At 64.9% G+C, this 3616-nt stretch carries 4 protein-coding genes and 1 pseudogene; all 5 read right to left on the reverse strand.

All coding sequences use genetic code 11. From position 1 onward, the window contains the following. Positions 1 to 231 precede the first annotated feature (231 nt). Entirely contained in the window at positions 232 to 1740 is a 1509-nt protein-coding gene (locus JOZ79_RS07860; protein ID WP_294072907.1) for a 4-hydroxyphenylacetate 3-hydroxylase N-terminal domain-containing protein, read from the reverse strand. A gap of 15 nt (positions 1741 to 1755) precedes the next feature. After that, positions 1756 to 2238, reverse strand: coding sequence for a flavin reductase family protein (locus JOZ79_RS07865; RefSeq protein ID WP_294072910.1), 483 nt, complete (start codon positions 2236 to 2238; stop codon positions 1756 to 1758). A gap of 15 nt (positions 2239 to 2253) precedes the next feature. Beyond that, positions 2254 to 2778: a MarR family transcriptional regulator gene (locus tag JOZ79_RS07870; protein WP_294072913.1), complete on the reverse strand. Its 525-nt coding sequence runs from the start codon at positions 2776 to 2778 to the stop codon at positions 2254 to 2256. A gap of 59 nt (positions 2779 to 2837) precedes the next feature. Beyond that, entirely contained in the window at positions 2838 to 3227 is a 390-nt protein-coding gene (locus JOZ79_RS07875; protein ID WP_294072916.1) for a cupin domain-containing protein, read from the reverse strand. Between the two features lie 14 nt (positions 3228 to 3241). Further along, a pseudogene (locus JOZ79_RS07880) lies at positions 3242 to 3616 on the reverse strand (hypothetical protein); the annotation flags it as partial.

Here is a 3616-nt window from a genome sequence, read left to right on the forward strand (position 1 = left end):
AGGCTGCAGCATCTCCTCTCCCCGAACCGCCATCGCCGGCTGCTCAGGTCGGACCGAAATCGCCAATGTCATCAGTTCCTCCTCGCTCACAGCGAGGGGGTCAGTTCCTCGTGTCGCCAGGGGGTCAGTTTCTCAGGTCGCCCGACATCAGCATCGGGCGCCCCTGCCGCGAAGCGGCTTCGTGCATGAGGCGCTTAGCTGACGAAGATGGATATCGCGAGCCGCGTGCGTTCAGCAGATAGCGGGAACCACCTCGGCGGGGAGAGAGCTGAACCGCTCGGGTGGTATACCCCGCTCGCGCTCATAACTGCCCATGACCTTATCGACCATCGCTGCGCCGAGCGACCAATCATAGGTCCGGAATGAATGCCCGCGGGTGACGAAGGTCGCACCGGCATAGAACATCTCATATTGGGTGTGACGGCTGGCGAACTCGGAGCCGATCGCATCCCAGGCGAGCTTGAAGAACTTCACGCGCTCTTCCGACCCGAGCACGGGCGACTGCTGCGTCTTGCCGATCAGACGGGCGATCTCCGGATTCTCGAAGTCAGACACGTCGGACGGCAGCATGATCAGGCCCCCTCCAGCGAGATCACGCAGGGTCGTGATCATCTTGGAATAGAGCTGCTGGGTCAGAACCTGCGCCGAATAGAGCAAGTGCGCGTCCGGCAGGAAGTAATCGCCGCGCTGGGCGCCCTTCGCCTCCATGCCGTGGACCATGCCGTCAACGAGTGCAGCTTCGGCGGCGAGCTGGCCGAGCGTGTCGCGCACCGGCGGGAGCGCGATGATGCCGTTCACTTCGGCGATGCGGCGCGCGATGCCCATCAGGAAGCGCAGCTTCACCATCAGCCGCACCTGGCATTGGTAGTTCTGCAGCACGTGCGCCGGCGTCGCGTGGAACTGCCGCATCATCATTCCGGTATCGCCGGCGACGAACACGCGCTCCCAAGGCACCTTCACGTCGTCGAAATAGATGACGGCGTCGTTCTCGTCGAAGCGGCTGGCGAGCGGATTGTCGAAAACGCTCGGCGCAGCCGCTTCGTAGGATTTGCGCGACAGAAGCTTCACCCCCTTGGTGTTCATCGGCAGCGCGAGCGAGACGGCATATTTCTCATCCCCCGGCCCGAGCGGCTGGATGCAGCTGACGAAGACCTCGTTCGCCATGATTCCGCTGGTCGCGAGCATTTTGGCGCCACGCAAGGTTAGCCCCTCGGCATCCTCGTCGACGATGCCGGCCGTGAGATAGGGGTCGGCCTGCTCAGCTGCGCCTTTGGAGCGATCCGCCTGCGGGTTGATGATCACGTAGGTGAGGAAGAGATCGTTGTCCCTAGCGTAGCGGAAATAGTCCTGCAGCGCACCGGCACGCGCGGGATCGTAGGACCGGAAGACGTCGATCCCCATCAGCATCCCGGCCAAGCACGAGGCGACATGGTCGGGCGAGCGGCCCATGAAGCCGTAATGCGTGCCGGCCCAGGCCTCCATCGCGCGGCGGCGCTCGACGAGCTCGTCGAAGCTCGTGGGCAAGGCCCAGGTGCGGTTGACGCGCTCGCCGCTGGAAGGGCTGACGATCGTCATCAGCTCTAGGTTCTCAGGCGCCGATTGGAAGTCGTAGAGGCTGGCCGCGGACTGCACGGCGTTGCGGAATGCCGGATGGGCGGTGACGTCATCGGCCTCCGAGCCCGAGATGAAGACGGTGCGACCATCGCGGAGCGAGGTCAGATGATCGGTGCCGGACTTCATGATGGCTCCTCGCGATCACGCGCGCGCGGCGATGCTGTGGTAGCCGCCGCGGAAAAAGATGAGGGGCTCGCCGTCGGCCTCGACTTCGAAGCTCACTACGCGGCCGATGATGATGAGATGGTCGCCGCCGTCATGAACGGCATGGGGCTCGCATTCGAAGGTCGCGAGCCCCTGGCTGGCGAGCGGGCAGCCCGTCGCGCCGAAGCGCGGCTCGAGCCCGGCCCATTTGGCGCCTTGCGCGTGAGCGAAGCGGGCGGATATCTCGGTCTGGTCACCGCGCAGCACGCTGACGGCGAAGTGGCTCGCCTCGAGGAGCACCGGCAGACTGAAGGCGCTGCGCTTGACGCTGAAGAGGACGAGCGGCGGGTCGAGCGAGACGGCGTTGAACGAGCTCACCGTCATCGCGATGGGATCGCCGCCGGGGTTCGGCGCGGTCACGATCGTGACGCCGGTCGGGAAGCAGCCCAGCGCCGAGCGGAAGGCGCGTTGATCGAACATCGTCATGATCCGCACTCACGCCCGACGACGACGCTGCTCGGCGAGCAGATGCTGGAGGGCGAGCGCCTCCTTCGCGCCGCCGACCAGTGAGGCGATGATCTCGGAGAAGGCCCGGAACTGATCCGCCGACAAGCCGGCGAACAGCGCATCGTTGACCGGCCGCTGCGTCTCGGCGAGTTCATCAAGCAGCGCCCGTCCCACATCCGTGACCGTGAGCAGCACGCGCCGCCCGTCCTCGGGATGCGGGGCCTTGGCGACGAGACCGCTCTTCACAAGCTTGTTGATCTCGATCGTCACGAACGCTCCCGAGAGATGGAGATGCTCGCTGAGCCGGCTCACCCCCACCTCGCCGTCGGCGATCAGATGATCGATCGCGATCATGATCGAATAGGCGGGGCCGCTGAGCCCGATCACCTCGCCGAAGCGATTGCGGATCTCCTGCAGGCGGGCACTGAATGCGAGCGCGTCATGGATCGCCTGCCGGAACAGCTGATCGTCGCCCTTTTCCAGCAGCTCGGATCGTGTGACCGTCAGCGGCATGATGCTCTCCATCTCGTCTTCGGATATATTGCTTTGTCAGAAAGCTATGTCAACAAACATTATGCAGGATCGTAGTAATGCGTCTCGAGAAGAAGGCATCCGCCGTTCGACTTGAAGGGGCCATGATGCACGCCGGGCGGACGGCAGGCATAGGTGAAGGCGCTGAATGGCTCGCCGCCCTCGCCTTCTTCGTCATTGCCCACGGTGAGGTCGCCTTGCAGCAGGAAGACCTCTTCCCAATAGTCGTGCACGAAGGGCTTCTTAGTGAACACGCCGGGCTGGAAGCGAAGCAGGCGCGTCCGGCTGCCGCGCTTGGCAACCGAATCGAGACTGCCTGAGAGGATTTTCTCGTCGACCCCGCCGCCGGGCGCATAGCCCTCCGGCAGCTGCCACCCCTCGCCATCCATGGCGATCGGGTGGAATTCACGATGTTGCTTGGTGACGGGCATGGTGTCTCCTTGTCTTATCGACGGCGCTGGAGGATGGCTTCGACCGCCCCGGCGACGTCGAGCAGGTGATCGTCGGTGCCGCCTGCCCCAGCGAGCGTCAGGCCCACGGGCGGCGCCCCCGCCTCCTGGCAGGGCAGCGAGATCGCGCAGACGAGGCTCCCCCGCCCCGCTGCGACACGCTTCACCAGCGGGACATTGGCGGGCAGATAACCGCGTCGATCGGCCAGCGCCCGTACGGTATTGGGTGTTGAAGCGGCGACCGTATCGCCCGTCCGCAGGGCTGCGTTCGGGTGAATGCGATAGAGCCCGGTTGGCGCGCTGGCGCTCGCGTTCCACAGTAATCGTGGTCGCGGCGGCGCCTGGATCGAGCCGGTAAGCAGACCCAGGAA

Origin of the sequence: Sphingomonas sp. (assembly GCF_019242355.1) — a bacterium.
GTDB lineage: Bacteria > Pseudomonadota > Alphaproteobacteria > Sphingomonadales > Sphingomonadaceae > Sphingomicrobium.

What these genes read in the sequence shown, in the direction of transcription:
- JOZ79_RS07870 (WP_294072913.1), bottom strand. Translation starts at nt 2,778, where the DNA reads ATGCCGCTGACGGTCACACGATCCGAGCTGCTGGAAAAGGGCGACGAT.
- JOZ79_RS07860 (WP_294072907.1), bottom strand. Translation starts at nt 1,740, where the DNA reads ATGAAGTCCGGCACCGATCATCTGACCTCGCTCCGCGATGGTCGCACC.
- JOZ79_RS07865 (WP_294072910.1), bottom strand. Translation starts at nt 2,238, where the DNA reads ATGTTCGATCAACGCGCCTTCCGCTCGGCGCTGGGCTGCTTCCCGACC.
- JOZ79_RS07875 (WP_294072916.1), bottom strand. Translation starts at nt 3,227, where the DNA reads ATGCCCGTCACCAAGCAACATCGTGAATTCCACCCGATCGCCATGGAT.